The 25,185-nt window shown below is 62.6% G+C and carries 20 protein-coding genes; 15 read left to right on the top strand and 5 right to left on the bottom strand.

What is annotated here, in order from left to right; all coding sequences use genetic code 11:
• Positions 1–98: 98 nt before the first annotated feature.
• Positions 99–1,499 carry a dihydrolipoyl dehydrogenase gene (lpdA, locus tag ACN0YJ_RS09385; protein ID WP_417496037.1) on the top strand — a complete coding sequence of 467 codons (1,401 nt, stop codon included), beginning with the start codon at positions 99–101 and terminating at the stop codon, positions 1,497–1,499.
• Between the two features lie 97 nt (positions 1,500–1,596).
• Complete coding sequence (locus tag ACN0YJ_RS09380; protein ID WP_417496036.1) at positions 1,597–2,280, top strand: hypothetical protein; 684 nt, start codon at positions 1,597–1,599, stop codon at positions 2,278–2,280.
• Positions 2,281–2,323: 43 nt separating this feature from the next.
• Here ACN0YJ_RS09380 and ACN0YJ_RS09375 read toward each other — a convergent pair whose 3' ends face one another.
• The gene (locus tag ACN0YJ_RS09375; RefSeq protein WP_417476074.1) at positions 2,324–3,982 is read right to left on the bottom strand and encodes an AMP-binding protein; all 1,659 of its coding nucleotides are present in this window, start codon (positions 3,980–3,982) and stop codon (positions 2,324–2,326) included.
• Between the two features lie 260 nt (positions 3,983–4,242).
• Here ACN0YJ_RS09375 and ACN0YJ_RS09370 point away from each other — a divergent pair, with 260 nt between their 5' ends.
• From ACN0YJ_RS09370 to ACN0YJ_RS09355, 4 genes are all read left to right on the top strand, one after another.
• Positions 4,243–5,028 carry a hypothetical protein gene (locus ACN0YJ_RS09370; protein WP_417476075.1) on the top strand — a complete coding sequence of 262 codons (786 nt, stop codon included), beginning with the start codon at positions 4,243–4,245 and terminating at the stop codon, positions 5,026–5,028.
• 79 nt (positions 5,029–5,107) lie between these two features.
• Entirely contained in the window at positions 5,108–6,430 is a 1,323-nt protein-coding gene (locus ACN0YJ_RS09365) for a hypothetical protein (RefSeq protein ID WP_417496035.1), read from the top strand.
• A gap of 65 nt (positions 6,431–6,495) precedes the next feature.
• Positions 6,496–8,937, top strand: a complete 2,442-nt coding sequence (locus ACN0YJ_RS09360) for a M1 family metallopeptidase (RefSeq protein ID WP_417496034.1) — start codon at positions 6,496–6,498, stop codon at positions 8,935–8,937.
• A gap of 53 nt (positions 8,938–8,990) precedes the next feature.
• Positions 8,991–9,455: a DUF6702 family protein gene (locus tag ACN0YJ_RS09355; RefSeq protein WP_417496033.1), complete on the top strand. Its 465-nt coding sequence runs from the start codon at positions 8,991–8,993 to the stop codon at positions 9,453–9,455.
• Here the strand turns inward: ACN0YJ_RS09355 and ACN0YJ_RS09350 are convergent.
• Complete coding sequence (locus tag ACN0YJ_RS09350) at positions 9,452–10,639, bottom strand: diguanylate cyclase (protein ID WP_417496032.1); 1,188 nt, start codon at positions 10,637–10,639, stop codon at positions 9,452–9,454. The genes ACN0YJ_RS09355 and ACN0YJ_RS09350 overlap by 4 nt on opposite strands.
• Positions 10,640–10,746: 107 nt before the next feature.
• Positions 10,747–11,934 carry a GGDEF domain-containing protein gene (locus tag ACN0YJ_RS09345; protein ID WP_417476085.1) on the bottom strand — a complete coding sequence of 396 codons (1,188 nt, stop codon included), beginning with the start codon at positions 11,932–11,934 and terminating at the stop codon, positions 10,747–10,749.
• Between the two features lie 218 nt (positions 11,935–12,152).
• On the opposite strand from ACN0YJ_RS09345, the gene lipA reads away from it, so the two are divergent.
• Both lipA and ACN0YJ_RS09335 read left to right on the top strand, forming a co-directional pair.
• Positions 12,153–13,154: a lipoyl synthase gene (gene lipA, locus ACN0YJ_RS09340; protein WP_417476087.1), complete on the top strand. Its 1,002-nt coding sequence runs from the start codon at positions 12,153–12,155 to the stop codon at positions 13,152–13,154.
• Positions 13,151–13,654 (top strand): type II toxin-antitoxin system RatA family toxin, encoded by a 504-nt coding sequence (locus ACN0YJ_RS09335; protein ID WP_417496031.1) that lies wholly within the window; start codon positions 13,151–13,153, stop codon positions 13,652–13,654. The genes lipA and ACN0YJ_RS09335 overlap by 4 nt, the downstream gene beginning before the upstream one ends.
• On the opposite strand, the gene ACN0YJ_RS09330 is transcribed toward ACN0YJ_RS09335, so the two are convergent.
• Complete coding sequence (locus ACN0YJ_RS09330) at positions 13,598–14,122, bottom strand: CinA family protein (protein WP_417496056.1); 525 nt, start codon at positions 14,120–14,122, stop codon at positions 13,598–13,600. The two genes, ACN0YJ_RS09335 and ACN0YJ_RS09330, sit on opposite strands and share 57 nt — an antisense overlap.
• Positions 14,119–15,273 (bottom strand): bifunctional 2-C-methyl-D-erythritol 4-phosphate cytidylyltransferase/2-C-methyl-D-erythritol 2,4-cyclodiphosphate synthase, encoded by a 1,155-nt coding sequence (locus tag ACN0YJ_RS09325; protein WP_417496030.1) that lies wholly within the window; start codon positions 15,271–15,273, stop codon positions 14,119–14,121. Before ACN0YJ_RS09325 ends, ACN0YJ_RS09330 begins: the two co-directional genes overlap by 4 nt.
• An 84-nt stretch (positions 15,274–15,357) precedes the next feature.
• Here ACN0YJ_RS09325 and dusB point away from each other — a divergent pair, with 84 nt between their 5' ends.
• From dusB to ACN0YJ_RS09290, 7 genes are all read left to right on the top strand, one after another.
• On the top strand, positions 15,358–16,362 hold the full coding sequence (dusB, locus tag ACN0YJ_RS09320; protein WP_417496029.1) for a tRNA dihydrouridine synthase DusB: 1,005 nt from the start codon (positions 15,358–15,360) through the stop codon (positions 16,360–16,362).
• Entirely contained in the window at positions 16,359–17,414 is a 1,056-nt protein-coding gene (locus ACN0YJ_RS09315; RefSeq protein WP_417496028.1) for a two-component system sensor histidine kinase NtrB, read from the top strand. The genes dusB and ACN0YJ_RS09315 overlap by 4 nt, the downstream gene beginning before the upstream one ends.
• Positions 17,411–18,667 carry a sigma-54-dependent transcriptional regulator gene (locus ACN0YJ_RS09310; protein WP_417496027.1) on the top strand — a complete coding sequence of 419 codons (1,257 nt, stop codon included), beginning with the start codon at positions 17,411–17,413 and terminating at the stop codon, positions 18,665–18,667. Before ACN0YJ_RS09315 ends, ACN0YJ_RS09310 begins: the two co-directional genes overlap by 4 nt.
• 81 nt (positions 18,668–18,748) lie before the next feature.
• The gene (locus tag ACN0YJ_RS09305) at positions 18,749–20,986 is read left to right on the top strand and encodes an ATP-binding protein (RefSeq protein WP_417496026.1); all 2,238 of its coding nucleotides are present in this window, start codon (positions 18,749–18,751) and stop codon (positions 20,984–20,986) included.
• A gap of 3 nt (positions 20,987–20,989) precedes the next feature.
• Positions 20,990–22,402 (top strand): sigma-54-dependent transcriptional regulator, encoded by a 1,413-nt coding sequence (locus ACN0YJ_RS09300; RefSeq protein ID WP_417476101.1) that lies wholly within the window; start codon positions 20,990–20,992, stop codon positions 22,400–22,402.
• Positions 22,399–23,772 (top strand): Trk system potassium transporter TrkA, encoded by a 1,374-nt coding sequence (gene trkA / locus ACN0YJ_RS09295; RefSeq protein WP_417476103.1) that lies wholly within the window; start codon positions 22,399–22,401, stop codon positions 23,770–23,772. The genes ACN0YJ_RS09300 and trkA overlap by 4 nt, the downstream gene beginning before the upstream one ends.
• Before the next feature lie 5 nt (positions 23,773–23,777).
• Entirely contained in the window at positions 23,778–25,181 is a 1,404-nt protein-coding gene (locus ACN0YJ_RS09290; RefSeq protein WP_417496025.1) for a potassium transporter TrkG, read from the top strand.
• The last annotated feature ends 4 nt before the right edge of the window (positions 25,182–25,185 follow it).

The raw sequence follows: 25,185 nt of genomic DNA, 5'->3' as shown, positions 1-25,185 counted from the left end.
GGCGGCTATCGGTCGAGATTGAAACCGGGCCGGTCAAATGATACGCCGTGAGCCTGGAATACCCAGCTGCTTCGCTAGCGAATAAAAGAGGCCCGCGCATGACCGATCAAAATTTCGACCTCATCGTGATCGGCAGCGGACCGGGCGGCTATGTTGCGGCAATCCGGGCAAGTCAGCTCGGCCTGAAAACCGCGATCATCGAACGCTCGGAACTTGGCGGCATCTGCCTCAATTGGGGCTGTATCCCGACCAAGGCGTTGCTGCGCACCTCGGAAGTCTATCACCTGATGCACAATGCCGAGGCTTTCGGGCTGAAGGCGGAGAAGATCAGTTTCGACATCGAGGCCATCGTCAAACGCTCGCGCGGCGTGGCCGGACGCTTGTCGGGCGGGATCGCGATGTTGATGAAGAAGAACAAGATCACCGTCATCAAGGGCGAAGCGAAGCTCGACAAGGGCAAGGACGCCCCGACGGTTATTGTTGGCGCTGACCGCTACGCCGCCAAGCATGTCATCCTCGCTACCGGTGCCCGCGCCCGCACCGTCCCCGCTGCCGGGCTGGAGCCCGATGGCGACAAGATCTGGACCTATCGCGAGGCCATGACCCCGCCCTCCATGCCCAAATCCCTGCTGGTGATCGGTTCCGGCGCGATCGGTATTGAATTCGCCAGCTTCTACCGCACCATGGGTGCCGACGTCACCGTGGTCGAGATGATGGACCGGGTTGTGCCGGTCGAGGATGCGGAAATCTCCGCCTTCGCGGCCAAGGCGTTCAAGAAACAGGGCATGAATCTGATGCTCTCCTCCCAGGTCGAAAAACTCGAAAAGACCGCCAAATCGGTCAAGGTTTCCGTCAAGGACGCGAAAGGCGCCATTAGCGTGGTCGAGGTCGAGAAAGTCATTCTCGCCATCGGTATCGCCGCCAATGTCGAAAATCTCGGCCTGGAAACCCTGGGCGTGAAGATTGATCGCGGCCATGTCGTCAATGACGGGTTCGGCCGCACCAATATCAAGGGGCTTTACGCCATCGGCGATGTTGCCGGACCGCCCTGGCTCGCCCACAAGGCCAGCCATGAGGGCGTGGTCTGTGTCGAGAAGATCGCCGGCAATGATGTCCACGCCTTTGAAACCGAAAACATCCCCGGCTGTACCTATTGCCATCCCCAGATCGCCTCCGTTGGTCTGACCGAGGCGAAAGCCAAAGAGGCCGGGCATGAGGTCAAAATCGGCCGCTTCCCCTTCGTCGGCAATGGCAAGGCGATCGCGCTCGGCGATGATCAGGGCCTGGTCAAGACCGTGTTCGATGCCAAGACCGGCGAATTGCTCGGCGCGCATATGATCGGGTCCGAGGTGACCGAGCTGATCCAGGGCTATGTTGTTGCGCGCCAGCTGGAGACGACCGAGGCCGAGCTGATGCACACCGTCTTCCCGCATCCGACCTTGTCGGAAATGATGCATGAGAGCGTTCTCGACGCCTATGGCAAGGCGCTGCACATCTAGCGGGATACCGGCATACACTTTCCCTGCATCCAAAATCTCTCCCTCGGGCATCATAGCTTCAGAGTTGACGCGGCCTTGAGGTCGCCCGGGAGAGAAAATGATGTCCAAACTGATCCTGCTGGCCAGCTGTGCCCTGGCCATGAGCGCCTGCACCAATTCCTCCTACGGCCCGGCCGAGAACCGATCGACCGAGAGCGCCGGACTGGTCGCCTCGCGTAATCTCGATGTGACAGGCGACGCGGAACTGGCGGGCATGCTGGTCCGGGCTGACGGCACGGTCGGCCGTGACCTCGAACTCGCGGGTGCACGGGTGAGTTCCAGCGCGTCGGTTGGCGGTGATTTGTCGCCCGCCGGTGCCTCGGTCCGCTTCACCGGCTCGGTGGGCGGCAATGCGGAGATTGCGGCAGCGACGACCTGGCTGGACGCTGATTTCGGTGGCGATCTGGATGTTGCGGGCGCGCGGGTCACGATTGATGGCCGCGTGGCCGGTCGGCTTGAGCTGCATGGTGCCCGGATGAATCTGAAAGGCGATTTCCTCGGGCCGGTCGAAGTGATCGGTGAGGGACGCGATGACGGGGAGCGGATCCGCAATGGCCGCGCCATCCTGGCCGGGAATTTTTCCCAGGGCGCTTTTGTCTGTGCCACTCATGTCGAGTTTCGCAATAGCGCGCGTTTCGGCGGCGCGCTGCGGGTGATCGCCAGTGAACGTCCCGAAGGCGGACCCTCGGGTTACGAGTTTGAACTGCTGGATGGCCGCGATTGCGACCAGATCAATATCTGAGAGAGGTGAGCGGGAGCCCATGACGGGCTCCCGCGGAACGGCTCTATGCGACCGTTTCTGCTGTGTCAGCCGGCGCTTCGGTCTCGCCCATCAGCTCAACCACCATGCGCTGGACCCTGCCATAATCGGTCTTGCCGGTTCCCAATACCGGGATGGCGTCGACATGGATAATCTTGCGCGGGATCGACAGCTCATTAATGCCGTGATTGCGCGCGAAGGCGATCAGGTCGGCGCGGTCCGCCTTGGCGTATTCCGTCAACAGAATGATCTGTTCGCCCTTGCGCTTGTCGGGCAGGGCCGCGGCGGCGTGCATGCAGTCGGGCCAGAGTGAGGTGGCGCAATTTTCCACCACCGCCAGTGAGACCATTTCCCCGCCCAGCTTGGCGAAACGCTTCACACGGCCCCGAATCCGCAGATAGCCGCCGTCATCGACGGTCACGATGTCACCGGTATCATGCCAGCCATCGACCGGTGGCTCCAGCACGAGCGGCGCGCTCGGACGGATATAGCCCTTCATGATATTGGGCCCGCGGATATGCAATTGTCCGCCCTCTGTAATGCCCTCCACCCGGATCAGCTTCGCCTCGCATCCGCCCATGAGCTGGCCGACAGTGCCGGGACGATTATCCTGGGGCTGGTTGACCGCCAGCACCGGCGAGGCCTCGGTCAGCCCGTAGCCTTCGACGATCTGGACGTTGAATTTGCGCCGCAGGGTCGCGCGTGTCTCATCCTTGACCCGCTCGGCGCCACAAACCGCAAAACGTAGCGAGTTGAGCTCGCCATTGGTCGCCGCCCGCGCATATTGATTGATGAAGGTGTCAGTGGCGAACAGGATGGTCGAACCGGTGTCGGCGATGCGTTTGACGATGGTCTTCGCCTGCAGGGGTGTCGGGTGACAGATGGTCGGTACGCCCAGCCCGAGCGGCACCAGAACGCCGCCGGTCAGCCCGAAGCAATGGAAGGTCGGCAGCGGGTTGAAGACCTTGTCAGTCGGCAGGATTTTGACGTGATCGCGGACCTGTTCGACATTGGCGAGCAGATTGGCATGACTGAGCACAACGCCCTTGGGATCGCCTTCAGTACCGGAAGTGAAGAGATAGACGCCGGCTGCATCCGGGGAGGGATGTGCCTGAACGGCCCAGGGAAGGACCATTCCGATACCGGCGGCGATCTTGTCGCTCAAATTGAGATTTTCGCGGACATCTTCAAGATAGATCATCTCGTGATCTTCGGCGAGACTTGCCTCGAGCGCCTGCAATTCACCCAGTTCGATAAAGCGGTGGGCCGTGACAATGCGCTTGCACTTGCAGGCCTGACACGCCGCCTTCAGCGCCCGTTCGCCGGCCGTGAAGTTGAGCATGGCCGGGATGCGGCCATAGGCCGAGATCGCATAGAAGGAGATGATCGAGCCGACGCCGGTCGGCAACAGGATTCCGACTGCTTCGCCCGGCTCCGTGCCTTGTTTGAGCGCGTGCCCCAGCGCGAAGGCGGCCTTGATGATGTCGTTATAGCTCAGCTCCCGGCCATCGGCGTCGATGGCCGCGATTCGCTTGCCGCCGAATCGCCCGCGCGCCTGTATCAGCGCCGAGAAGACCGACTTCCGAATCCGGCGCAGATCGAAATGCGCGCCGTAAAAATGGGTGTCCGCCGAAATATCCGTCGGCTGAAGCTCGACGGCACTGGCAGCTGATGTGTCAGCCATACATGTCCTCCCGGGCGCGCCGCTTTGTCGCGGCGCTAATTATTGTGGACGATCTTACCTGTCCGGGCGCGAGAGGGAAGGGCTTTGGCGTCATGGCCTCCGGTGGGGAGCGGTTCGATTTGTTGAAATACAGAAAAAATTTATCGATAAACAAAAAATCTACTTGATATCGTTTTTCGATAATGTATGGTCAGAGCCAACGTTGGGGAGCGTGAAATTCACCGCTGTCAGCAGACAGGGTAACAGATTTGGAGACCGGAATGCGCAAGGCACTGGCAATGAGCGCGGCACTCGCCGCGGCAATGGCGACCGCGGGTTGCGTCATCGTTGTTGACGATGGCCATGGCGGTGGCGAGGCGAAGCGGCTCCATAGTGAGCGCACGCAGGATGGCTATGTCGTCCTCAACCGTGACGGTGATTACAGCCGCATCGGTGGCAACATCAATCTGCGCGGCCGCCTGGGCGGCGATCTCAGCCTGGTCGCCGGCGATGTTGATGCCGACCAGCTCAACGTAGACGGTGATGTGTCGATTGCCGGCGGCGATATCGATTATAGTGGCCATGTGGGCGGTGAAGCCTCGATCGCCGGTGGCGATATCGACTGGAATGCGGATGTCGATGGCGAACTCAGCCTGGCGTCAGGATCGCTTGATGTCAGTGGCGAGATCGGCGGGCCGGCCTCGATTGCCGCTGCGAGCCTGACCTCGACGGCCAACTTCAGTGATGGTTTGAATGCCAACGGCAATCGGGTGCATCTCGGCGGCAGTGTTGCCGGCGAGCTGCGCGTGGTCTCGGTCGGCGAAATCCGGCGGCGACGTGACTATGACGCCACCGATGGCGAGGTCGAACTCACCGGCCTGATCCAGAATGGCGGTGATGTCTGTGCCCGGTCCGTGACCGTGACGTCGACAGCGCGCATCAATGGCACCTTGCGCGTCTGGGCAGAGGCCGAACCGGAAATCCAGGCCGGTGCGCAGGTGGACGACCTCGTTTTCGTCCCGCGCAATGGCCGTGATTGCAAGGACGTTGATTCTGTCTTTGACTGAAATTGAACCGAAGCGGGTCGAGCCAGGCTCGACCCATTTATCATCCATCTGACCGCCGGGGGGCGCTGGGAGAGTCGTGATGTACAGATTTAAGCAGATAATGGCCGCGGGGCTGGCCTGTGTCGCATTGGCTTCGGCGGGCACTGCCCAGGTGATTGGCGGCGAGGTCAATATCAATGGCAGCGGCGACGATATCCACTTCCTGGGCGGTGAGCTCAATATTCGTGGCGAAATTGATGGCGATATCTTCGCAGTCGCCGGCGACGGCCGGATCGATGCCGACGTTCATGGTGATGTCGAGTTCTTCGGTGGCGATATCGACCTGAGCGGTGTTGTCGATGGCAGCGTCGAAATCGCCGGCGGAGACGTCAATATCGTGGCGCGGATCGGCGGCGAGCTGAACGCTGCCGGGGGTGATGTCAATATCGCTGGCGAAACGGGCGGAGAGCTCAATGCGGCGGGAGGCAGTGTCCGGATCGCCGCAAATGTCGGTGGTGATCTGCGCGCGGCGGGCGGCGAGGTTATCATCGAATCCGGGACCGTTATCGCCGGTGACAGCCGTGTCGTTGCGGGTTCGGTGGAGTTTCTCGGCACCGCACATGGCGATACGGACATCGAGGGCGGTCACGTTTCCCTTGCCGGTGTGTTCGACGGTGATGTTGATGTGAGGGCCGAAGAGGTCACCATCCTGTCCACCGCACGCATCGCGGGCTTGCTGACCGTCCGCAGCCCTGTCGAGGCCAGCATCGCCGACGGTGCTGTGATCGACTCAGTCGATTATGAGTACGAAATGTTCAATTTCGGCGCCAAGCACTGGGATGATATCGATATTGATTTCGATGGTCCCTGGGGCGTGATCGGTGCCCCATTCCGCTTCGTGGGCGGGGCTTTTGCGGGCAGCGCCTTCCTGCTCGGCATCATCGCCGTCCTGATTGCGCCGCGCGGTGTCTCTGCCGTGGCTGCGGCCTTTCGACGCCGGCCGCTGAGTTCCGGTGTGATCGGCTTCATCAGCCTGGCCATGTCGCCGGTGGTGTTTGTGATGATCACCATCCTGCTCGCACTCACGATAGTCGGCGCCTTGTTGATCCCGTTGCTTTGGCTGTTGTATTTCCCCGTTCTTTTCCTCGCCTTCGCCTTTGGCGGTGTTGCGGTTGGCGACATGGTCTTCAACCGGAAGTCCGGTGAGCTGGGCCTGGGAATGCGCGCACTCTCGCTCCTGCTGGTAATGGCGGTGATTTTCGCCCTCGGCGTCGTGCCGGGGCTGGGCGCGACCATCGGTGTCCTGCTGCTTTGCGTCGGTCTGGGAGCCTGGATCCTGGCCCTCGGACACCGCAGCCATCGCGGCGCTGCCCGGACAGCCGAGCCCGACACGTCCGGCGCTGCAACCGCCAGCGAGGGGTGACCTGAGCGAACTGGCGCGCTAACTCTATCCCGAACAGATCGGCCCCATTGGCCAGGAGATAGATCATGCGCGCACTTCACCTGATCGCTTTGGCTGCGGCAGCTGCGACGTTGAACGTCGCAGTTGCCCAGCCGATCCGCCAGACCGTCAATGACTGGCAGGACGCCTTTCGTCAGCTTGAGGACGAGGACTGGCCCACCCCGACCCGCGAGCGTCGCGCGACCGGCGCACCAGGTCCCGATTACTGGCAGCAACAGGTCGATTACGATATCCGCATCCATCTCGATGAACGCGAGAAGGTTCTGACCGGATCCGCGGCCATCAGCTACACCAATAATGCGCCCGATACGCTGGACTTCCTCTGGTTCCAGCTCGACCAGAACCGGTTCCGCCCCGACTCGATCGCGGTGATGACCGAAACGACCGGCGGTGGTGACCGCACGGCCGGCCGGGTCGGTGGATCCACGCCTGACGGTATGAGCGCTGCTGCACTGCGCCGCCGTCATCAGATCGCCCAGGACGGCTATGGCTATAATATTCATTCGGTGACCGATACCGACGGCAATGCCGTCCCCTTCACCATTGTCGACACGTTGATGCGGGTTGATCTCGATGATGTGCTGGAAACCGGGGAGTCGGTGATCCTGAACATCGAATGGGATTACCGCCTGATCGAGGCCAGCGTCGTGGGTGGCCGCGCAGGGTGGGAATGCTTCGAGGAAACCGAAACCACCGGCGGCGATTGTATCTTCCAGATCGCCCAATGGTTCCCGCGCGCGGCGGCCTTCTCCGATTATGAAGGCTGGCATACCAAGGCCTTCCTCGGACGCGGCGAGTTCACGCTCGAATTCGGCGATTATGATGTCGCCATCACCGTGCCTCAGGATTTCCTGGTCGCCGCCACCGGCGAGCTTCAGAACCCCGAAGACGTGCTCACCCAGGCCCAGCGCGACCGGCTCGAAGAGGCCCTGACCGCCAGCGCTCCGGTCTTCATCCAGACCCCGGCCGAGGCGCGTGCCAATGAGCGCCGCGGCACCCGCTCTGAAGCTACCTGGCGCTTCCGCGCCGAGAATGTCCGGGATTTTGCCTGGGCTGGTTCGCGCAAATTCATCTGGGATGCTATGGGCGTCAGCCAGGAAGGCGAGGGCGTTGCGCCTGACACCGTAATGGCGATGTCGTTTTACCCCAATGAGAGCGAGCCACTCTGGTCGACCTGGTCGACCCGTACCGTGGCCCATACGCTCGAGGTCTATTCCGATTTTTCCTTCCCCTATCCCTATCCGGTCGCGCAATCGATCGCCGGGCCCCAGGGCGGGATGGAATACCCGATGATCACCTTCAATGGCGGCTCGTACACGGGGCGCCCGGTCGTCGATGAGGATGGAAACCTGACCTATTCGCGCGTCCAGAAGCGCGGTTTGATCGGCGTCATCATCCACGAGATCGGCCACATCTATTTCCCGATGACGGTCAATTCCGACGAGCGCCAGTGGACCTGGATGGATGAAGGTCTCAACACCTTCCTGCAATTCCAGGCCGAACGCCGGTGGGAGGTGGACTTCCCGTCACGCCGGGGTGATCCGCGCCTGATTGCCGATTACATGGCGTCATCGGTGCAAATGCCGATCATGACGCAGTCGGATTCGGTTATGTCGCTCGGAGACAACGCCTATGGCAAGCCGGCCGCCGCCCTGGTCGTGCTGCGCGAGACGATCCTCGGGCGCGAATTGTTCGACGAAGCCTTCCGCACCTATGCCCGCCGCTGGCGCTTCAAACGCCCGACACCGTATGATTTCTTCCGCACCATGGAGGAAGTCTCCGGGGTCGATCTCGACTGGTTCTGGCGCGGCTGGTTCTACTCCACAGATCATGTCGACATCTCGCTCGACCGGGTGATCGAAGGCACGCTCGACACGCGCGATCCCGTCATTGAGAACGCCCGTGAACGCGCCGAAATCACAGCCCGGCCCGAGAGCCTCACCCAGCGCCGCAATCGCGAAGCGGGCATGACCACCTATGCCAGCGAGAATCCGGAAGTGGTGGACTTCTATTCCGCCAATGATGCCCAGACGGTCACAGCGCGCCAGCGCGAGGCCTATGCGAGCTATCGCGCAGATCTGGAGGATTGGGAGGCCGAGCTTTTGGCCGGGAATGAACGCATCTATTATCTCGACTTCACCAATCAGGGCGGCGTCGTGATGCCGATCATCCTGGAATTCACCTTCGCCAATGGTAGCACCGAAATCGTCCGCATCCCGGCCGAGGTCTGGCGCTATGATCCGCGTCAGGTCACCTGGACCTATCTGACGACGCGCGAAGTCGTCTCCGTCGAGCTCGATCCGTTGCTGGAGACGGCCGATGCCGATCGTTCCGACAATTACTTCCCGCCCCGCATCGAGCCGACCCGGCTTGAGCTCTACCGCGCGACAGCACCGGCGGGCACCAACATGATGACCGACCAGGATCAACGCGTGACGCGCGATTCGATCCGGGCGCGGCCGGAATAGCGATGCACGCGTTGCTCCGGAGCATTGCATGCGTCATTGCCGGAGCCTGCCTGATGGCGGCTCCGGCGGCGGCGCACCGGGTGCATGCCGGTGTCACGGAGGTCGTCATCTCTGCCATGACGGGTGAATTGCAGATCAGCCATCGCGTCTATGGCCATGACCTGCTCGAAGCGATCGGGACCGAAGTGGTGGACGAAGAGGCGTGGTACGCCTCCGCTGAGGGTATCGCAGCAGCGGGTCTCTATGCGCAAACGCATTTCCGGATCGGCGAGGGCGATGGCCGCCTGCTGGAGCCGGTCTATGTCGGTGCCGAGCTGGATGGCGAATTGCTGTGGATCTATTTTGCCGCGCCGGCCCCGGCCGACACCTCGGCCTATGTGGTTGATAATGATCTGCTCGCTGACACTTTCGAGGATCAGGTGATGATGACGAATATCACCATTGATAGCGTGGTCAGGACGGCCATGCAGGGCCCCGGCCGGCGCGAGCCGGTCCGGGTGCGCTTCCCGACCGATTAGGCGGCGAGGTCCAGCGCCTCGACTTCACCGACCACGACCCGGTTCCGGCCGGTGGTCTTGGCCTTGTAGAGGGCGCGGTCGGCGGCGCGATAAAGCTGGCCGAAATCGAGTCGTGGCCCTGGTCTGGCGAGAACACAGCCGACCGACACCGTCAGCGCAATTTCACGGTCGTTGAAACGGGTCTGCTGGATCTCGATCGCCAGCCGCAACCGGTTGGCGGCCATGACCAGTTCGGCCGCATCCTCGACATCGAAAATCACCGCAAACTCCTCGCCGCCCACACGGGCCAGGAAATCATGGGGCCGAACCGCATCAGTGGCGATGCTGGCGAGATGCCGCAGCACCGCATCGCCGGCATCATGGCCGTGGGTATCATTGATTTTCTTGAAGTAATCGACATCGAGTATCGCCAATGCGAAGAGCTGGTCATGCTTGCGCGTTGATCTCAACCGCTGGGTGATTTCCTGTTCGAAGGCGCGCCGATTGGGCAGATCCGTGAGCGCGTCGCGATGTGCGAGCCGTTCCAGCCGGGCCTGGGACTGGCCGGCGCTGAGCAGGAGGTAACCAAAAATGGCCGTGCACTCCGATGCCATGAGGCCCAGCATGGCGAGCGGCATGACCGGGGTTGCATCATAGAAATTGCCGACGTCAGGCTGGGTCAGCAAATGCCAGGCGATCAATCCCGACATCAGCACGATCGTGCTGCCCAGCGATGATGCGAGCACGAGAATGCTGGCCAGACCGTCCCGGCGGGCGATAAAATAGAGCCGTGTCAGGGTCAATAGATTGGCGAGTTGCAGGGTCACCGCGAAGATCACGACCCGCATGGTCACAGAATCCTCGATCACGGCATACCAGCTCAGCCCGCCCACCGCGAAGCCGCCCAGCGCGATGTAGAAGCCGGGCGGTAGGGGGCGTTCGGCGAATTTGGCTGTGCCATAGACCAGGATCAGGCTGCCCGACAACGATACCGTGCCGATTGCCACGATCCAGAACGGAACATGGATCGCCAGACTGTTTTCCCAGAAGGACAGCGTCAGTCCCGTGGTATGGACGATCAAACCCAGCGCCCACCATTTAACGCCGGCACTGTCGCGGTGGATGCGCCAGTTGACGACATGGAGCGCGCACCCGATCACCAGGATCAGGATGAGGGCTGTAGCGAGGGACATCGTATCAAGCATACGGCCAGTATCGCGCCGGGATCGTGAATATCGCGTAGACTGCGCCGGTTGGGGTACACTGAATGCCGCAGTTTTTGAGAATAGCGTTAATCCTGTGCGAATGCCGGTCAGGCCGCGAGTGCTACCGGTTCCGCTTCGCCGACCACGACTCGATTGCGTCCCGTGCCCTTGGCGCTGTAGAGCGCCTGGTCGGCAGCCCGATAGAGACTGCTGAAGTCGAGACCGGCTCCTGAACGGGCCAGCACGGCGCCGACCGAGACGGTCACCGCAATTTCGGCCTCATTGACCCGGGCATGATTGACCTCGATTGCCAGCCGTAACCGGTTGGTGGCACTCACCAGTTCGGCGGCATCCTCGACATCGAAAATAGCGGCAAATTCCTCACCGCCCACGCGCGCGAGAAAATCCTGCGGCCGGATGGCGAGGGTGGCGACATGAGCGAGATGGCGCAGCACAGCGTCACCAGCGTCATGGCCGTGAGTGTCATTGATTTGCTTGAAGTGATCGACATCGAAAATGGCAAGGGCGATCAGCCGGTCCGTCTTGCGTACCGATGCCAGGCGCTGGGTGACCGTGCGCTCGAATGCCCGCCGATTGGGCAGGTTGGTGAGGGGGTCGCTCAGTGCCAATTGCTCCAGGCGCGCCTGCGAATAGCCGGAACTGAGGAGGAGATAGCCGAATATCATGGTGGTCTTGCAGGCAATCAGCGTCAGGAGTGCCAGCACAAGCACATCGCTATTGGCGTACAAGCCCGCAATTTCCGGCTGGGAGACGAGCTGCCAGGTGATCAGGCTGCCCATCAAGACAAACAGGCTGACGACCGAGGCTGCCAGGACGACCACGCCCATCGCCCCGTCGCGGCGTGCGATATAGCCCAGCCGCGACAGGATCAGACTATTGCTGATCAACTGAACAAGGCCAAACACGCCCAAGCGCGCCGTTGCCGACGGTTCGATCAAGGTGGCCCAGCCGATCCCCGCCACGATGATGACACCGAGTGCGGCATAGATGCCGCGTGGCAGGGCGTGGCCGGAAAAACAGGCTGTGCCATAGACCAGCATCACCAAGCCGCCGAGGGCGAGGCTATTGAAAAGCATCAAAAGTGGCATCAAGGGGGCGCCGCTGGCATTGGCGATCGCTGTGGCAATCGCACCGCAGGTCTGGACACAAAGCCCGAGAGCCCACCACTTCGCACCGGGATTGTCGCGATGCATGCGCCAGTTCACGAGATGCAACCCACTCCCGATAATCAGGATCAGGATCAGAGCCGTGGAGAGGGTCTTGGTATCAAGCATGACGCAATGTCGCACCGAATGATGAATACCCGGTAAGCAAGATGTCGAAATCTGGGCTCAAGCCTTTGAGTTGACAACTTGAATTGGGATTTCGTTAACCTTGAGCCTGCACCGGGAGCGACGACGGTCCGCGGACAGTGCCGATCCGGGGCGGGCCGGGGCCCGACAAACGGCAGGCTCGGCTTGATCACTTCGACGCTCCGGCTTACATGGCGGGCATGGCCAATCTGATCGACAACACCGCGCCTGCCGGCGCCCCGTCCACCGCGTCCTCCAACGCGACCGAGGCGCGTGCGGCGCGGCATCCGGAAAAGCAAAAGCGCGCCGATACACCGGTTCTGCGAAAGCCGGACTGGATCCGCGTCCGGGCGCCATTGGGCAAGGTGTTTGCCGAGACACAGAAAATTGTCACCGAAGGTGAGCTCGTCACGGTGTGTCAGGAAGCCGGTTGCCCGAATATCGGTGAGTGTTGGGAGCAAAAGCACGCGACCTTCATGATCCTCGGCGATACCTGCACCCGCGCCTGCTCCTTTTGCAATGTGAAGACTGGCCTGCCGGGTCCTGTCGATGCCGATGAACCGCGCCGCGTCGCAGAAGCTGTCGCCAAGATGGGGTTGAAGCATGTCGTCATCACTTCGGTCGATCGCGATGACCTGGCCGATGGCGGCGCGCAGCATTTTGTCGATGTGATCGAGGCAATTCGCGCCACAGCGCCCGGCACGACGATCGAGATCCTGACCCCGGATTTCCTGCGCAAGCCCGGTGCGGCTGAAGCCGTGATTGATGCCAGGCCGGACGTCTTCAACCATAATCTGGAGACCGTGCCGCGCCTCTACCTGTCGATCCGTCCCGGCGCGCGCTATTTCCATTCCCTGCGATTGCTGGAACGCGTGAAGGATCGCGATCCGGAGCAATTCACCAAATCCGGCATCATGGTCGGGCTCGGGGAGGGCAAGGAGGAAGTGATGCAGGTGATGGACGATATGCGCTCCGCCGGCATCGATTTTCTCACCATCGGTCAATATCTGCAGCCGACGCGCAAGCATGCGGCGGTGGAGCGTTTCGTCACGCCGGAAGAATTCAAGGCGTATGAGACGATTGCGCGGGCCAAGGGTTTCCTGATGGTCTCCGCGACGCCATTGACGCGTTCGAGCCATCATGCAGGCGAGGATTTTGCCCGTTTGCGCGCCGCGCGGGAAGCGTCGCTGGGCCGCGGGTGACTGTCTCGCTGACCGAGACCTTGCGCCTGTTTCATGACCCCGGCGATTTGTTCGAGCTTGTCTCGGATGTCCGGCGCTATCCCGAATTCATCCACCAGATCACCGCCATGCGGGTGTTGAAGGAGAACCGGGACGGCGCCGTCACCCAGCTGACCGCCGAGGCGCGGATCCGCTATAAATTCGTCACCGAACGCTTCACCAGCGCGGTGAGGGCCGATGCCCACGCCCGCACCATTGATGTCGGTTTTGTCGCCGGTCCCTTCCGCGTGCTGGAGAATAGCTGGCGATTCTATCCCCTGTCGGATGGCTCTACGCTGGTGAAATTCCATATCAAGGCGGCGTTCAGGAATGTCGTCCTGCAAATGCTGCTCGACAGCCAGCGCGAGCGCGCCGCCCATATCCTGATCAAGCGCTTTTCCGATGAGGCCGAGCGGCGCTTCGCTTCAGTCGGCGATGCCGGGCTCGATCTGAGCGATGAGATCGACGCCTTGCTCAAATAGCGCCAGGGCGGTTTCAACGGCGGCGAGCCGCACCGTGTTGCGGCCGCGATCGCCAAATCGCTGGCACAGGACGCGAACCGGATGATCGCGTACGGCGAGCCCGAAATAGACCAGGCCGGCCGGTTTGTGCGCCGAGCCGCCCGGGCCGGCGACGCCGGTGATCGAAACCGCGATATCGGCATTGGACTTGAGCAGGCATTGCGTCGCCATCCGCCGAGCGATTTCCGCCGAGACAGCACCCTGCGCCGCGATGATCGCGGTTGGGATGCCGAGCAATTCGGTCTTGGCCTCATTGCTATAGGTGACAAAGCCGCGCTCGAATACGTCGGAGGCGCCGGCCAGACTGGTCAGCAGGCCGGCAACCAGTCCGCCCGTACAGCTTTCCGCTGTCGCGATCATGATCCCGGCCGTGCGGGCATGATCGATGACTGATTCAGCCTTTTGCGTCAGTTGTCCGGGAAACATCAGATCATCCTTGCTGTCACGACGGCCTGTGCGGCCAGACCCTCACCGCGGCCGGTAAAGCCGAGGCGCTCGGTCGTCGTCGCCTTGATATTGACCCGCTTGAGATCAAGACCCAGCAGCTGCGCCACTCGCTGCCGCATCGCATCACGGTGCGGGCCAATTTTTGGGCGTTCGCCAATCAGGGTGATATCCGCGTGCAAAAGCGTGCCGCCGGCGCGGCGCAATAATTCAACCGCATGGGTGACGAACTGGTGCGAGGCAGCACCTTTCCAGCGCGCATCGTTTGGGCTGAAATGCTGGCCGATATCGCCTTCACAAGCGGCGCCGAGAATCGCATCGGTCAGGGCGTGCAGGCCGACATCGGCGTCAGAATGGCCGACCAGGCCGAGCCCGTCCCGGATCTCGATGCCGCACAGCATCAGGGCGTTGGCCGCTTCAAGGCGGTGAACATCGAAGCCCTGGCCGGTGACGGTGATCGCAGTATTCGTATTCAGCATCGCTTCGGCTCGCGCAAAATCCTCTGGAGTCGTCAGTTTGAAATTCCCGGTCTCGCCGGCGATCGTCTGCACGGGCAGTCCTGCGGACAGCGCGACGGCGGCGTCATCGGGCAGGGCGGTCTCGCCCAGTGCGCGATAGGCGTTCATCAGCGGGCGGTAGTGAAAGGCCTGCGGCGTCTGTGCGCCAGCATACTGATTGCGGTCGACCGCGGCGGTCATGCGGCCATCCCCATCGCGCTCAATCATCGCATCAATACTGGCGATAACCGGGATCACGGCGCCGTGGGCTGCCAATGCTTCAGCGATGCGGCTGATCAACCCGGCGCTGACAAAGGGCCGTGCGGCATCATGGATCATCACCGCATCGGGCGCGTGTGTTTCCAGCACCTGCAAACCGGCGCGCACGGAGGCGGTGCGCGTTTTACCGCCGGTGACGGCTTCGACGGCGCCGGGCAGGAGCAGGGCAAGGTCTTCAAATCGTTCCCTGTCCGCCTCCCCGATCACGACAATCACCGGGCCGGTCACCGCATGGCTCAGGAAAGCATCCAACGTTCGCGCCAGCACCGGGCGTCCGCCGATTTCGCGGTATTGTTTGGGGATTCCCCCGCCCGCCCGGGTGCCGCGCCCGGCAGCAACAATAATGGCACCGATTTTCATATGCAGGCCTCGTCCATTGCCGCAGCGCAGCAAGATCGCTAGCTTGCCCGGCTTACGCTGCAACCGGTTGAATTGTCCAGACGCATGAGTTTTTTCATCGGCCCCCATGAAATCGCGATTCCGGCGGTTCTGGCACCCATGTCCGGTGTGACCGATCTGCCGTTTCGTCGTCAGGCACAGCGCTTTGGCGCGGGCATGGTGGTGTCCGAAATGGTCGCCAGCGATGCCCTGGCGCGTGGCCGGCTTGATATGGTGCGCAAGGCCGCCGCTGATGCCAGCCTCGCACCGCGGGTGATTCAACTCGCCGGACGCCAGGCTGAATGGATGGCCGAGGGCGCGCGCATTGCCGAGGCTGCCGGGGCTGATGTGGTTGATATCAATATGGGCTGTCCGGCGCGCCAGGTGACCAAGGGCTTGTCCGGTTCGGCCCTGATGCGCGATCTCGACCATGCCATGACCCTGATCGAGGCGACGCTGGCAGCGGTGAGTATTCCCGTGACCCTGAAAATGCGCCTCGGCTGGGATCATGATTGCCTCAATGCACCGGAACTGGCGCGACGGGCCGTCGATGCCGGCATTGCCCTGATCACCGTGCATGGCCGCACACGGCAGCAATTTTATACGGGCACGGCCGACTGGAATGCGGTGCGCGCCGTGCGCGAGGCGGTGAAGGTTCCGCTGCTGGTCAATGGCGATATCGCGACCCTGGCGCAAGCCAGCGAGGCGCTCACCCTGTCGGGCGCCGATGGTGTGATGGTCGGACGCGCGGCGCAGGGGCGGCCCTGGCTGGTGGGCGAGATCGGTGCGGGCCTGCTCACCGGCACCATGCCGGTCACAGCCTGGGCGGCCAAGGTGGAGGCGCTGATGGAACAGGCTTCCGAAGCGTATGAATTCTACGGCGAAGCCCTGGGCGTGCGCATGATGCGCAAGCATTTCGCATCCTTCCTCGCGTTCGATGGCGGCCATATGGCCCCGGAGGGCCTGACAGCCATCCGCGACGTGCTGTGCCGATCCAGGGAGCCGGCCGCCATCCGCGACGCGCTTCATCGCCTGCTGGAACATGAACCTGGCCGCCGGATCGCGGCATGACAGGCCCGGCGCGCAGCGCGGCGGACTGGGCGCTCGGCGCGGCGGAACAGGCCGCCATCCCGATTATCGTCTTCACCGCCGAGCCGCGGCTGAGCTGGGCCAACCAGCAGGCACAGGAATGCTTTGGTCTCTCGCTTCGCACCCTGCAGCGCGCCGACCTGCGTCTGGTCTTCCCAGGCAGTGGGCGCTTGCTTGATTGCGTCGAACAGGCCGCAGCCGGCCGGCGCACAGTCGTTGCATTGGGCGAGGCGCTTGGCGCAAACGGGGTCAGCGATCTGCACGCGTGCTGGTCCGAAGAACTTGAAACCGTGACCGTTTCGATATTGCCGCATTGCGAGACCGGGCCACGCGCTTCGCAGGCCGCTGCGCTCGGCTTTGGCCGTATGCTGGCGCATGAGTTGAAGAACCCGCTGGCTAGTGTGCGCGGCGCCGCTCAGCTGATCGAGCGCGAAACGGATCTGGATGCCGCGGGGGAGCTGGCCCGCATCATCATCCAGGATGTCGACCGGATCACCCGTCTGGCCGACCATTGGAGCGGGGTTGGTGATATCCAGCTGGGCGCCCTGTCACCGGTCAATCCCAATCGCCTGGCCCTTACGGCGATTGAGAGCTTGGTGCGGGCCAATCCGGCCGCTGCCGGGATGATCGAGGAGCGCTTTGACCCATCCTTGCCCGATGCCTGGGGTGATGCCGATCTGCTGCATCAGACCGTGGTCAATCTGCTGCAGAATGCCCTGGATGCGGTCGCCGGCCGCGGCGAGCCAAAGATCACAATCACCACCCGGTTCGACACCGGGCCGCGCAGCCGCAATGGCGATGTCGCCGCACCGCTTTTGCTGTCGGTGACGGATAATGGCGGCGGGATTCCGGCCTCGCTCGGGACCGGTATTTTTACACCTTTCGTCACCACCAAACCGGCTGGCGAGGGTTTGGGCCTGGCCTTCTGTGCCCGCATCACGGCCTTGCATGACGGGCAACTCGATTATGACAGCGCGCCCGGCCGCACCGTCTTCAACTTGCGACTACCAATCTCCAGGGGAGCGTTGAAATGAGTGCCCGCATCCTGTTGCTCGAAGATGATGAAAGCCTCAAACTTATCCTGTCACGCGCCCTCAGCTCGGCCGGTTATCAGGTCCGGGCCACCGCCTCGATCGACGCCGCCCTTAACTGGATCCGTGCGGGTGAGGGCGACCTCCTGCTGGCCGACGTCCTGCTCGACGGCACCAGCTTCCTGGAAAGCCTGGGCATGGTGAAGCGGCTGCGTGTCGATCTCCCGGTTATCGTGATGAGCGCCCAGACCACGGCGAGTACCGCGATCAGCGCCGAAAAGGGCGGTGTGTTCGAATATCTCCCCAAACCCTTTGATCTGGATCTGATGCTGACCACGATTGCCGCGGCGCTTGGTGAGAGCCGCCGGCGTCAGCCCGAAGGCAAGCTGGCGGAGCCGAGCGGCCTGATCGGTCAGTCTGCAGCGATGCAAGCCACCTTCAAGGCCATCGGCCGCGCCGCGACGAGTGGCGCGCATGTGATGATCAGCGGAGAGGCCGGAACCGGCAAGCGGCAGGCTGCCAATGCGCTCTTGCGGGCGCGTGGCGTGGTGCCCGATGAAGTCGTCCTGATCACGCCGTCCCATCGCACCGAGGAAATTTTCAAATCCACGACGGCGGCTGCACAATTGCTCTGGCTGCGGCTGGATGAGTGGTCGCCGCAGCAGCAGCGCGCCGCACGTGATGCGCTTGATGCGGGCACTGGTCGTGTGATCGCGACGCTGTCGACACCCGGTAGCGCTCCGCTCGACAGCCGTCTGCTTGGCCGCTTGTCCGAATGCGTGGTGAGTTTGCCACCACTTCGCGACCGTCTCAGCGATATCCCGGTATTGTGCGACGCCTTTCTGAGTGAATTTGCCTTGCGTGACAATCAGATGGCCCTGCAATTATCGCCGCCGGCGCGAGCGGTGATCGACAAGGCCGACTGGCCAGGCAATGTCGTGGAATTGCGAGCCGTGCTGTCGCGGCTGTCCCTCGCCACCCGGGGGCGGCTGGCCGGGCCTGACGATGTCGCGCGCGCCATGATGCATGACAGGTCCGATCAAAAGGACGAGCTGGAAGCGCACGCATCGCGCCTGGCGAGTGCGGCACTGGGCGCGGCCGATGCGCGTCAACTGGCGAGCGATGCACTGGACCGGGCCTTGCTGGAGCAGGCGCTGGCGCGCTCTGACGGAAATCGCTCGAAGGCCGCTGAATTGCTGGGCGTCAATCGCAATACCCTGGCCCGGCGCCTGACCGAGTTGAGCGAGAAATCCTGAGGCTTGTGGCCGCTGCGGCACGGGTGTTGATTTGATGCAACATGCGGGCAATGATGCTCCGGTTTGCCAAGGAAGATACGGTTGAAGAAATTGCCGTCCGGACCACTGATCACAAACGTATCGCCCCGCTCTGCTGCGCTGTTCGGCATTGGCTTTCTGCTGTCATTGACCGTGGTGGTGCTGACCGCGATTGCGATTCTTGGCGATGGCGCAGTGCTGGAGCCCGGTGATCGGCTGACCCTGGCCATCCTCGTCGGCAATTGCCTGCTTCTGTTCGCCCTCGCTTCGGTGGTCTTCATCCGCTTGCGCCGGCGGATGCGGGGCCGGCGTTTCGGCGAACCGGCACCGCGCCTGCACTTGCGCTTTGTAGGCCTGTTTTCCCTGGCCGCGACCGCGCCGGCGATTTTCGCGGCCATGTTCCTGGGACTGATCCTGACGCGCGGCGTGGAATACTGGTTTGGAGAGCAGGTCAGCAGCTTTGTCGATACCGCCTCTCGCACCGCCCAGGACGTCTATTACCAGGAAGCCAATGTCACGCGTTCGCGGCTGACCGCGCTGGTCAGCGCGATCGATAATGAGGAGGCGGCGACGCTCTTCACCTCGAGCCGGATCCAGTACAATACGATTTTCGCCAGCTATGTGGCGCGGGCCCAATTGGCCGCTGCCTATATCGTGGATGCCCGAGGCGCCCGTATGGCCGAGGCCGAATTCCGGCCGAACGAAGTGTATATCCCGCCAACGCCGGATTTGTATGAGCGAGCCGAGGAGGGCGGCGTCGGCACCACGGGGCCCCTATTCGCCACACGTGCGGGCATCGAAGGCAGTGCTGACGCGATGCGCATGCTGTTCCGGCTGGAAAACTATGAGGGCGCCTATCTCTACGTCTCGCGCGAGATGGATATGAGCCTGTGGCGCGACATCCTCGATGCCAGTGAATCTCTGCGCACCGTACGCGAGCATGAGGGTGAGGCCCGCGTCGTCTTCTTCCTGCTCTATGCCGAAGTGGTGGCGCTGATCGTGATCGGCTCGCTGTGGCTGGCGCTATCGGCGGGGACGCGCGTCGTTACCCCCATTTCCAGACTGGTCGCTGCGGCGGAACGTGTGCGCCGCGGTGATCTCGATGCCCGGGTCCAGATGGGCCGCGAGGATGACGAGATTTCCGCCCTTGGCCGTGCCTTCAACCGGATGACGCGGCAATTGCGCAGCCAACGCCGCGAATTGATCGCCTCCCATGCCGAGTCCGAGCAGAGACGCGCCTTCACCGAAGCCGTGCTGGCCGGCGTCAGCGCCGGTGTGCTCGGGGTCGATGGCGAAAACCGTGTTCGCCTGATCAACCGGTCGGCCGTCGGTCATCTCAGCCCCGGCACGGATGATCTTGTCGGGGCCCGGATCGATGATATCGCGCCGGAGCTCAGCGAGATTGTGGCGCAGGCGCGCCGCCGGCCGGGCTATGTCGCCGAGGCCCAGATCGATCTGAAAACCGCCGACGAACAGGTCCGCTATCTCTCCGCGCGTGCGACTATGGATGAAGAGGCCGGCTTGATCATCACATTCGACGACGTCACCCGTCTGGTGACCGCCCAGCGCAATGCCGCCTGGCGCGAGGTTGCGCGGCGGATCGCCCACGAAATCAAGAATCCGCTGACGCCGATCCAGCTTTCTGCCGAACGGATCAAGCGCAAGTACCGCAAGGAAATCCTCACCGATGTCGAGACGTTTGATCGCTGCACCGACACGATCATCCGCCAGGTGAGCGATATCGGGCGCATGGTCGACGAGTTCTCCTCCTTCGCCCGTATGCCGGAGCCGAAAGTGGAGCCGGTGGAGATGAGTGAATTGACCCAGGCGGCAACCTTCGCGCAACGCGTCGCGACACCGTCTGTCGATACCAGTTTCAAACGCCCCGAACGCCCGATCCACGCCTTGTGTGACGCGCGGCTGTCGAGCCAGGCGCTGGCAAATATCCTCAAGAATGCCGCCGAGAGTGTGATCGCCCGGATGGAAAGTGGCGTCGGCGATGATACCCCCGGCCAGATCCGCGTTTCGCTCCGCGAGGAAGACGGGTATGCGGTCATCGAGGTCTGCGACAACGGGCTGGGTTGGCCGACCGCCAATCGCGAACGTCTGACCGAGCCTTACATGACGACCCGTGAAAAGGGCACAGGGCTTGGCCTGGCGATCGTCAAGCGCGTCATGGAAGACCACAAGGGCCGGCTTGAACTGGGCCTGCCGGAAAGCGGGCAGGGCGCCGTTGTCAGGCTGGTTTTCCCGCTGGCCGAGGAACCCACCACAGATTTACCGACGAAGAAGGAGGCCTGACCGATGGCACGTGACATCCTGATTGTGGATGACGAGGCGGATATCCGCGAATTGATCGGCGGTCTGCTGGAAGATGAAGGCTATGAGACGCGGGGCGCCGCCGATTCCGACGGTGCGATGCGGGAATTCCAGGCTCGCCAGCCCTCCTTGATCATTCTCGATGTCTGGCTGCAGGGCAGCCGGCTGGATGGTCTTGAATTGCTCGATGAGTTTCGGGCGATCGATCCGGATCTACCGATTGTCGTGATCTCCGGTCACGGCACGATCGAGACCGCTGTCGCGGCGATCCGCAAGGGCGCCTATGACTTTATCGAGAAGCCGTTCAAGAGCGACAAACTCCTGCTCACCTTGTCGCGGGCCCTGGAAACAAGCCGTCTGCGCACGGAGAACGCACAATTGCGGGCGCGCAGTGATGTCCAGAACGCGCTGATCGGCAATTCCACCGGTATCGTCCAGATGCGCCAGTTGATCGACCGGGTCGGACCGACCAATAGCCGCGTGCTGATCAAGGGGCCGTCAGGCGCGGGCAAGGAACTCGTCGCGCGGCTGATCCACGAGAAATCGCCGCGTTGCAGCTCGGATTTCGTTGCCGTCAGCGCCCCGGGCATGTCGCCCGAAGCGTTTGAGGAGGAATTGTTCGGGCGCGAGAATGACGACGGTACGATCAAGCGCATCGGCTTGCTCGAACGCGCCCATGGCGGCACGCTCTTTCTCGACGAGATCGCGGACATGCCGCGTGAGACGCAGTCGAAACTCTTGCGCGTGCTGGTGGAACAGCGTTTCCGCCGGGTCGGCGGCGCAGCCGATGTGGAGGTCAATGTCCGGGTGATTTCCAGCTCTTCGCAGGAATTGCGGGTCCGGATCGAGGAAGGCACATTCCGCGAAGATCTCTATCACCGGCTTGCGGTGGTTCCCGTAGTGGTGCCGGCCCTGGCCGAGCGGCGTGAGGATATTCCCGCCCTGGTCGAGCATTTCGTGACCCGTCTGACCCATTCGGCCGGTCTGCCGCGGCGCAGTTTCGGGGCTGATGTCATGGCGGCGTTGCAAGCGCATGGCTGGCCCGGAAATGTCCGGCAATTGCGCAATAATATCGAGCGTTTGCTGATCTTGGCGACGGGGTCACAAACCGCACCCATCACACTGGAATCGCTACCTTCAGAAGTGGTGACACGCGATTCGGCCGAGGCCGGGTTCGATGCGGAGAAGATGATTGCCCTCTCGCTGCGCGAGGCGCGCGAGAATTTCGAACGCGAATACCTGCGGGCCCAGATTGACCGTTTCGGCGGCAATATTTCGCGCACGGCCGCCTTTATCGGGATGGAGCGTTCGGCCTTGCATCGCAAGCTCAAATCCCTCAGCGTCGGGGGGAATACCCGGGATGCGGGGACCAGCGGGCCAACGGACAAGACACCATGAAAGCGATTGTTTGCGGGGCAGGGCAGGTCGGGGTCGGGATCGCCCGGGCTTTGGCGCGTGAGGGCAATGCCGTCACGGTCGTGGACTGGTCGACCTCGCTGATTGACAATGTCGTGACAGAACTGGATGTCCGCGGCGTTGTCGGTCACGGTTCGCACCCTGATGTGCTTGAGCGGGCCGGTGCGGCAGAAGCTGATCTCCTGGTCGCCGTCACCCATTCCGACGAAACCAATATGGTGGCCTGCCAGGTTGCCCATTCCCTGTTCAATACTCCGATGCGGATCGCCCGCGTGCGGGCCCAGAATTATCTCGATCCGGCCTGGGGCGATTTGTTCAGCACCGGCAATCTGCCCGTTGATGTCGTCATTTCGCCGGAATTGGAGGTTGGCCGCGCCATCCTGCAACGTGTCGAGACACCGGGGGCCTTCAATACGGCGGTGTTTTCCGGCGGGCGGGTACAATTGCTCGGGCTGCGACTTGATGAGCATTCGCCCGTTGCCGGTTCGACCACCGAGCAATTGATGGAGCTCTTTCCGGATCTGCGCGTCGCCGTGGTCGGCGTGCAGCGCGAACAGACGCTGTTTATTCCCAAACGCACAGATCCGCTGCTGGCTGGCGACGACGTCTATGTTGTCACCGAAAGCGCGCATGTGAAGCGCGTGCTCGATATTTTCGGGCGCAGCGCGGAGAAAATTCGCCGTGTCGTGGTGATCGGTGCCGGCAATATCGGGGTCTATGTTGCCCGGGCGCTGGAACGCGCCGGCGGGATCAAGGTGCGTCTGGTCGAAGCCAGCAAGGAGCATGCGGAAGCGGCGGCCGAGCGGTTGAAGAAAACCGTTGTGCTGCACGGTGACGGGCTCGATGCGCGGTTGATGCGTGAGGCCGGCGTGCCGGATGCCGAATTGGTGGTGTGTGTCACCAATGACGACAAGGTCAACATGCTGTCGGCCGTGATGGCGAAACGCGAAGGGGCCAAGCGTGCGCTCAGCCTGATCAATGAGCGCGCCTTCGAATCCCTGCGTGAGCCCCTCGGTATTGACGTCCTGATCGATCCGCGCGCGACGACGGTTTCAATCATCCTCCAACACATCCGACGCGGCCGGATCACCGGCTTGCAGAGCCTGGGAGGCGGCCTCGCCGAGGCGCTTGAAGGGATCGCCCTGTCGACTTCGCCGCTGGTCGGAAAATCGCTCAGCGAACTGGAATTGCCCGATGGCGTCGCGCTGGGCGCCGTGGTCCGTGGTGACCGTGTCCTGCTGGCTTGCGATGAAGGCCGGATCCGCGAAAATGATCGGGTCCTGTTGTTCTGCAATACCGCGCTGATCCCCAAGGTTGAGCATCTCTTCCGCGTCAGTCTCGAGTATTTTTAGACGCCATGGCTCTGGCTGCACTCCTCCGGCCACTCGCCGCACTCTGGGTCGCCCTCGGGCTCGTCGCCGCCCTTGTCGGTCTGGCGGCCTTCGGGCTCGGCGAGCGCCATCTGGCACCGCTGTTTGGCGCGACCTTGATGGTCGGTGTTGTTCCCGGATGTCTCATCCTGGCAGCCTCACGCAGCATGCCCGTCGGCGCCAGCGCACTGGACGCCCTTGTCCTTGGCCTGCTGGCCTGGATCACCATTCCGCTGCTGGCGGCGGTGCCCTTCTATCTCTCGGGCTATTTTGATGCGGTCGACTCGCTGTTCGAGGCCTATTCCTCGGTCACGACGACCGGCGCGATCCTGCTGCCACCGGAGGATCTGCCGCGCTCGCTGGTTCTGTGGCGCGCCGTCCTGTCCTGGCTTGGCGGATTTGCGACGGTCTTGCTGGCGATTGCGGTGTTTGCGGCCCTCGACAGCGATATTCCGGCGATCCGCCGCTCGACCTTGCTGACCATCCAGCCGGATGATGTCTTCTCGCACCTGCGCCTTGCGGCGACCCGGATCATTCTCGTCTATGCCGTTCTGACATCCATCATCTGGCTGGCGCTCATCCTGACGGGCAATACGCCCTTTATCGCCATAACCCTGGCGTTCGGCTCGATTTCCACGGGCGGCTATGCGCCGTTTTCCGGCGGGCTGGACGAGCATCTCGGCGCGGTGTCTATCACCCTTGTGATGCTGGGTTGCCTGGTCGGGGCGGTGAATTTCTCGCTGTACTGGGACGCATTGCGCGACCGCAAGGCCTGGCTCGATATCGACCTGGCGGGGATCGCGATCCTGGTGACGGTGCTGGCCGCCTTCTTCATCATCGCCAGCCCGGGGTATTTGCTCCAGAACCTTGCCCGCGCGGTTTTTGTCGTCACCACGAGTGGTTATGCCTATGGCACGGCGGCCATGCCGGTGCTGGTGGCAGCGATCTTCATCGCCATGATTGGCGGGGCCGCCGGGTCGACCACGGGCGGGATCAAGATTTCGCGCATCATGCTGTTGTGGCGGCGTATGGATGTCGAACTGGCGACGCTCGCCGACCCTTCCGTGGTCCGCCCGATGAGCTTTCGGGCACGGCCGGCGCCTGACCGGGCCCTGATCGCGATCTGGTCCTATGTCCTGGCCTTCCTGTTTGCACTGGGCATCGGGACCATCTTGCTGACGCTGACCGGGCTCAATTTCGAGCATGGTTTCATTGCGATGGCGGCGGCGCTGGCCAATGTCGGGCCGCTCTACCAGGAGGCGGCGATCGGCTGGGACTGGGACCGGATGAGCGATGGCGCCAAGCTTGTCCTCATTCCGGCCATGATTCTGGGGCGTTTGGAGGTGCTGGCGGCTCTGGCGGCTGTCTGGGCGCTGTTTATCAGGAAGTGAGCCA

The organism is Maricaulis sp., assembly GCF_048270095.1.
In the GTDB taxonomy this organism is placed as follows: Bacteria; Pseudomonadota; Alphaproteobacteria; order Caulobacterales; family Maricaulaceae; genus Maricaulis.
This window is presented reverse-complemented; position numbering and strand designations above follow the sequence as displayed.

What these genes read in the sequence shown, in the direction of transcription:
- ACN0YJ_RS09380 (WP_417496036.1), top strand. Translation starts at nt 1,597, where the DNA reads ATGATGTCCAAACTGATCCTGCTGGCCAGCTGTGCCCTGGCCATGAGC.
- lipA (WP_417476087.1), top strand. Translation starts at nt 12,153, where the DNA reads ATGGCCAATCTGATCGACAACACCGCGCCTGCCGGCGCCCCGTCCACC.
- ACN0YJ_RS09290 (WP_417496025.1), top strand. Translation starts at nt 23,778, where the DNA reads ATGGCTCTGGCTGCACTCCTCCGGCCACTCGCCGCACTCTGGGTCGCC.
- ACN0YJ_RS09310 (WP_417496027.1), top strand. Translation starts at nt 17,411, where the DNA reads ATGAGTGCCCGCATCCTGTTGCTCGAAGATGATGAAAGCCTCAAACTT.
- dusB (WP_417496029.1), top strand. Translation starts at nt 15,358, where the DNA reads ATGAGTTTTTTCATCGGCCCCCATGAAATCGCGATTCCGGCGGTTCTG.
- ACN0YJ_RS09300 (WP_417476101.1), top strand. Translation starts at nt 20,990, where the DNA reads ATGGCACGTGACATCCTGATTGTGGATGACGAGGCGGATATCCGCGAA.
- ACN0YJ_RS09315 (WP_417496028.1), top strand. Translation starts at nt 16,359, where the DNA reads ATGACAGGCCCGGCGCGCAGCGCGGCGGACTGGGCGCTCGGCGCGGCG.
- trkA (WP_417476103.1), top strand. Translation starts at nt 22,399, where the DNA reads ATGAAAGCGATTGTTTGCGGGGCAGGGCAGGTCGGGGTCGGGATCGCC.
- ACN0YJ_RS09370 (WP_417476075.1), top strand. Translation starts at nt 4,243, where the DNA reads ATGCGCAAGGCACTGGCAATGAGCGCGGCACTCGCCGCGGCAATGGCG.
- ACN0YJ_RS09350 (WP_417496032.1), bottom strand. Translation starts at nt 10,639, where the DNA reads ATGCTTGATACGATGTCCCTCGCTACAGCCCTCATCCTGATCCTGGTG.
- ACN0YJ_RS09345 (WP_417476085.1), bottom strand. Translation starts at nt 11,934, where the DNA reads ATGCTTGATACCAAGACCCTCTCCACGGCTCTGATCCTGATCCTGATT.
- ACN0YJ_RS09375 (WP_417476074.1), bottom strand. Translation starts at nt 3,982, where the DNA reads ATGGCTGACACATCAGCTGCCAGTGCCGTCGAGCTTCAGCCGACGGAT.
- ACN0YJ_RS09360 (WP_417496034.1), top strand. Translation starts at nt 6,496, where the DNA reads ATGCGCGCACTTCACCTGATCGCTTTGGCTGCGGCAGCTGCGACGTTG.
- lpdA (WP_417496037.1), top strand. Translation starts at nt 99, where the DNA reads ATGACCGATCAAAATTTCGACCTCATCGTGATCGGCAGCGGACCGGGC.
- ACN0YJ_RS09355 (WP_417496033.1), top strand. Translation starts at nt 8,991, where the DNA reads ATGGCGGCTCCGGCGGCGGCGCACCGGGTGCATGCCGGTGTCACGGAG.
- ACN0YJ_RS09365 (WP_417496035.1), top strand. Translation starts at nt 5,108, where the DNA reads ATGTACAGATTTAAGCAGATAATGGCCGCGGGGCTGGCCTGTGTCGCA.
- ACN0YJ_RS09325 (WP_417496030.1), bottom strand. Translation starts at nt 15,273, where the DNA reads ATGAAAATCGGTGCCATTATTGTTGCTGCCGGGCGCGGCACCCGGGCG.